General features: G+C 63.7%; 5 protein-coding genes. 2 read left to right on the forward strand and 3 right to left on the reverse strand.

What is annotated here, in order from left to right; translation table 11 throughout:
- Positions 1–683: xanthine dehydrogenase family protein molybdopterin-binding subunit (locus tag VKP01_RS10395; RefSeq protein WP_324412074.1), on the reverse strand; the 683-nt coding region annotated here is incomplete at its 3' end.
- Between the two features lie 167 nt (positions 684–850).
- Positions 851–1,345 carry a (2Fe-2S)-binding protein gene (locus VKP01_RS10400; RefSeq protein ID WP_324412075.1) on the reverse strand — a complete coding sequence of 165 codons (495 nt, stop codon included), beginning with the start codon at positions 1,343–1,345 and terminating at the stop codon, positions 851–853.
- 451 nt (positions 1,346–1,796) lie between these two features.
- On the opposite strand from VKP01_RS10400, the gene VKP01_RS10405 reads away from it, so the two are divergent.
- On the forward strand, positions 1,797–2,213 hold the full coding sequence (locus tag VKP01_RS10405) for a DUF971 domain-containing protein (protein ID WP_324412078.1): 417 nt from the start codon (positions 1,797–1,799) through the stop codon (positions 2,211–2,213).
- Positions 2,214–2,234: 21 nt separating this feature from the next.
- On the opposite strand, the gene VKP01_RS10410 is transcribed toward VKP01_RS10405, so the two are convergent.
- Positions 2,235–4,148 (reverse strand): ABC transporter ATP-binding protein/permease, encoded by a 1,914-nt coding sequence (locus tag VKP01_RS10410; RefSeq protein WP_324412076.1) that lies wholly within the window; start codon positions 4,146–4,148, stop codon positions 2,235–2,237.
- Positions 4,149–4,350: 202 nt separating this feature from the next.
- Here VKP01_RS10410 and VKP01_RS10415 point away from each other — a divergent pair, with 202 nt between their 5' ends.
- Positions 4,351–5,172, forward strand: coding sequence for a dicarboxylate/amino acid:cation symporter (locus tag VKP01_RS10415; protein ID WP_324412077.1), 822 nt, complete (start codon positions 4,351–4,353; stop codon positions 5,170–5,172).
- Positions 5,173–5,297 lie beyond the last annotated feature (125 nt).

A 5,297-nucleotide genomic window follows, 5' to 3' on the forward strand; every position in this document is an offset into this window, starting at 1 on the left:
GCCACATGCGGGTTCTGGCTGGTGGTGTAGAGCGTGTAATTGTCCGTCCCCATATCGTATTCGCCGATCGCCGCGCGGGTCTCGATCGGGTTGGGAATCAGGCGATTGTTGGTGATGTCGAGGGTGGTGACGTGCTTGGCCTTTCTGAAGGCGGCTTCCGTCGCATCCTTGTCGCCCAGATGCCATTCATAGACCGTGTTGTCGGGCGCAACATCGTGGACAACGACCTTCGAGGAGCGCGCCGTGGCGGTATCGGCGATCGCCGGAAGCGGCTTGTAATCCACCTCGACCGCCTCGGCGGCGTCGCGGGCCTGGGCCAGCGTCTCGGCAACGACGACGGCGACGTGATCGCCGACATAGCGCACCTTGCCCTGTGCCAGCGCGGGATGCGCGCCGGCCTTCATCGGCGAGCCGTCCTTGGAATGGATCATCCAGCCGCAGATCAGCCCGCCGATATTGTCGGCGGCGAGATCATCGCCGGTCAGCACGGCGAGCACGCCGGGCATGGCCTCGGCTGCCGCCTTGTCGATCCTGGCGATTTCGGCATGGGCATGCGGCGAGCGCACGAAATAGGCATGCGCCTGACCCGGACGGGTGAGATCGTCGGTATAGCGGCCCTTGCCGGTGATGAAACGCTGGTCTTCCTTGCGACGCACGGGCGCGCCGATTCCGGTACCGGTCATGACGTGTTCCTCCTCGAAGCGCTTCTTGGACGAGCGCTTGGCGAAAAATGATCAAATGAGAGCGATCCCGCGCAGTCTCGGCGCGGCAATGCAAAGATCGACAAGGACTTTTGGCGGCGGGATGACCCGCAGCGCCCGGCTGATGAAACCGGCATCGTCTCGCCCGATCACTCGGCAGCCTGACGCGCATCGCCCCCGGTCATCGCCTTCGCCCCGGTCTCCACCGCGCGTACGATGTTGTGGTAGCCGGTGCAGCGGCAGATATTGCCTTCGAGTTCGTGACGGATCGTCGCCTCGTCGAGATCGGAACCGAGGCGGTTCACCATATCGACGGCGGTCATGATCATGCCCGGCGTGCAATAGCCGCATTGCAGCCCGTGATGCTCGCGGAAGGCCGCCTGCATCGGATGCAGTTCGGCGCCCTCGGCGAGCCCTTCGATCGTGACGACTTCACAGCCATCAGCCTGGACAGCGAGCATGGTGCAGGCTTTCACGGCCTTGCCTTCGACATGCACGACGCAGGCGCCGCACTGGCTGGTATCGCAACCGACATGGGTGCCTGTGAGGCGCAGATGCTCACGAACGAATTGCGCGAGCAGCGTGCGCGGATCGACATCGGCGGTCACGGATTTCCCGTTCACCGTCATCGTGACGCTGGCCATATGCTTCTTCCTCCTCCTGGAACGCCGGACCGACCGGGTGTCGGTGGCGTGACTTCGACATTTTTTTGGACGATCAGCCGAGCCATCGGACCCGTCCAGTTTGAAAATCGTCAAAACAGAGTGTGAACCGCTAAAAATCGGCGGTCAAGCATCTCATGATACGACGAAAGGCGTGTTTTTGCGTCGCACGCGCGCAAAACTGCGCTTTCTGTGCCGTAGGGGCAGGATCGGGGCAAGATCGGGGGCGGAATTCGCCCCTGAACGGGGATTTGCCGCAGGCAGAGCGCATACCATTGGCAGCGCGGCGGTTTCGAACCATCTTCGCATGAGACGCAGCACGAAACTGGAGGAGCGTGGCGCAATGGCGCTATCCTGGCTCAGACGACTCGGCGGGCGGGCCAATCCGTCCGCACCGGCGAACGCATCCACAAGCACGGACACGGCACACGACATGAGCGAGAGCGACAACCCCCATACCCGCGCGACGCACGGCAAGACCCGTCCCTGGCCAACCGAGCTGCGCGTCTCGCAGGATCGCCGCACGCTGACCGTGACCTACGACGACGGCGCGGCCTTCGCCCTGCAGGCGGAATATCTGCGCGTGGCAAGCCCCTCGGCGGAGGTGCAGGGCCACAGCCCGGCGCAGCGCAAGACCGTGCCGGGCAAGATCAACGTGCAGATCATGCAGATCGAGCCTCTGGGCAATTACGCCGCCAAGATCGTTTTCGACGACATGCATTCCACCGGCATCTATGGCTGGGATTATCTGCGCGATCTCGGCGAGAACCACGAGACGCGCTGGCAGACCTATCTCGACGAACTCGCCGCCAAGGGGCTGTCGCGGGATGCGCCTGGCAAACCGGCCTGATCCGCCTGCCAAACCGCTGCCTCAGTCGCCGACATGCGTGCGGAAGCTCTCCGCGCTCTCCTCTTCCTGCGCGCGCAGCAGCGTGCGCGTTGCCTCGTCGATCTCACGCTGGCGGTTCCACATCGCGGCATAGATGCCGCCGGACTCAAGCAGATCCATATGCGCCCCGCGCTCGACGATCTCGCCCTTGTCGAGCACGATGATCTCGTCGGCACCCACCACCGTGGAGAGGCGATGCGCGATCACCAGCGTGGTGCGGTCGCGCGAGACGCGGTCGAGCGCATCCTGGATTTCCTTCTCGGTGAAGCTGTCGAGCGCCGAGGTCGCCTCGTCGAGGATCAGGATCGGCGGGCTCTTGAGAATGGTGCGCGCGATGGCCACGCGCTGCTTCTCCCCGCCCGAGAGCTTGAGCCCGCGTTCGCCCACCTGGGTGTCGTAGCCTTCCGGCAGGCTCTCGATGAAGCTGTCGATCTGCGCCAGACGCGCCGCTTCGCGAATTTCATCCTCGGTCGCATCCCAGCGCCCGTAGCGGATATTGTAGCCGATCGTGTCGTTGAACAGCACCGTGTCCTGCGGCACCATCCCGATCGCCGCGCGCAGGGATTTCTGCTGCGTATGCGCAATGTCCTGGCCATCGATCAGGATACACCCGGATTGCGGCTCGTAGAAGCGGAAGAGCAGCCGCGAGATCGTCGATTTGCCGGCACCTGACGGGCCGACCAGCGCCACCGTCTTGCCCGCCGGTACGCTGAAGCTAATGCCGCGCAGGATCGGACGATCGCTGCGATAGGCGAAATGCACATCCTCGAACGCCACCGCGGCCTGATCGACCGCCAGCGGGCGCGCATCCGGCGCATCCTCGATTTCGGGATTGCGGGAGAGGATCGCGAACATGTCGTCGATATCGATCACGGCCTGCTTGATCTGACGATAGACCATGCCCATGAAATTGAGCGGCATGTAGAGCTGGATCAGCATGGCATTGACCAGCACGAAACTGCCGATCGAGGCATCGCCCGCCATCACTTCGCGGGCGGCCATGATCATCACGGTGACCATGCCGATGGTGAAGATCACCGCCTGCCCGCCATTCAGCACGGCGAGCGAGGTATAGGTCTGCGTCGAGGCACGTTCATAGCGCGCCATCGATGCGTCATAGCGCTCGATCTCGCGGGATTCAGCGCCGAAATATTTCACCGTCTCGAAATTCAGAAGCGAATCAATCGCCTTGGTATTGGCGTCGGTATCCGACTCGTTCATCCGCCGCCGGATCTCCATGCGCCATTTTGTGGCGTAATAGGTATAGGTCAGATAGGCGGTGATCATGACCGCGACAACGAGGGCGAAGGACCAGTCGAATTCCCAGGCGAGGATGCCGAGCACGAGGATGAGCTCGATGATCGTCGGGATCAGCGTCAGGATCATCAGCCGCGAGAGTTCCTCGATGGCGTTGCGCCCGCGCTCGAGCACCCGCGTCAGCCCGCCGGTCTTGCGCTCGAGATGGAAGTTCAGGGAAAGGCTGTGCAGATGCGCAAAGAGCTGCGAGGCGATCCGGCGTACCGCGTGCATCGCCACCTTGGCGAAGAGCCCGTCGCGAACCTGTGTGAACAGCGCCATCGCGATCCGCGTCAGACCATAGAGCGCGGTCAGCAATAACGGCGCGCCCCAGAGCCAGTGCAGGGCATCCTTGGGCGCGATCGACGTCGCATCCGAGGCCTCCGTGATCGCAACGAGCGCATCGGTCGCCCATTTGTAGGTGAAGGGCACCACCATTGTCGTGACCTTGGCCAGGACCAGAAGCGCGAAAGCGATGAAGACGCGCTGCTGCAGGTCCTTGCGGCCATGTGGCCAGAGATAGGGCCAGAGCCGGAAGAAGGTGGCGTAGAGCGAAGCCTGAGCTGGCGGCTGTACCGGTTCTGGTGGGGTGCTGTTCATGATGCCGTCCGGAGGAAACTGATCCGGATATGGCGGTCAGGCCCGGTAATGTCACCCGCGAAAGCATCCATTTTGTAAAAATTCCAATCTGGATCGCCCCGTAAGAGTCCCTATCCTCAGTCCCTCGTCAGGTTGTTAAAGGAACACGAATTGACGCGATCGCATCGCGAAATCAGCGAAAAGAACCAGAAAGCCCTCCCCGATGCCCGATATGACCGGCCAGCCGCGCGTTCACCTCCAGCACCAGCGTTTCCGCCTGCGTGCATGGATCCGGACACGTCTCTGGGCGCAGGTGCTGACGGGAATGCTGCTTGGATTCGGGACGGGGATCGTGCTCGGGCCCGATCTCGGCTGGCTGACACCTGAGACCTCGGAAGCACTCGGGCGCTGGCTGGCGCTGCCGGGACAGATCTTCCTCGGCCTGATCGCGATGGTGCTGGTGCCGCTGATCTTCACCTCGATCGTGGGCGGGTTGACCAATGCCGGCTCGGGCGCGGATCTGCGCGCCGTCGGTTCGCGTCTGGCCGGGTTCATCATCCTCACCACCGTCGCCGCCGCATGGATCGGCGTCGCGCTGGCGCAATGGCTCAAGCCGGGAACAGGCATGGCCGGCGCCTTCCGAACCGTCACGCTGCGTGACGCGGATGCCCTGCCAGAGCCCTCGGCTTCGCCCTTCGACGGCGCGCGCGCGCCTGACATCATCGCCGGCATCCTGCCGACCAATCCGGCTGCGGCGATCACCCAGGGCGACATGCTGGCCGTCGTGGTTCTCGCCGTGCTCGTCGGGCTGGCCTGCCTGCAGGTCGATCGCGACAAGATCGCGCCCTTCGTGCGCCTCCTCGACGCGCTGCTGTCGATCGCCATGGTGATCGTGAAATGGGCGATGTTTCTGGCCCCCTTCGCCGTGTTCGGCCTGATGGCCCAGCTCGTGATGCGGATCGGGCTCGGCACGGTGGCCGGGATGTCGGCCTATGTCGGCACCGTGCTGCTCGGCCTCGCCATCCTCCTCGCGCTTGTCTTATGACTTTCTCTGCCGAATGGGCGAGAACGGATCGCCGGGAGCGGGTGGCCACCCGCTCCCGGCGGCGAGGGTCGGATCGTGAACGCGCTGACCGTTTGACGGGTCGAGTTAGAGTCGGATCGCCCTCG

This window comes from Saliniramus sp. (genome assembly GCF_035311605.1).
Lineage (GTDB): Bacteria > Pseudomonadota > Alphaproteobacteria > Rhizobiales > Beijerinckiaceae > Saliniramus.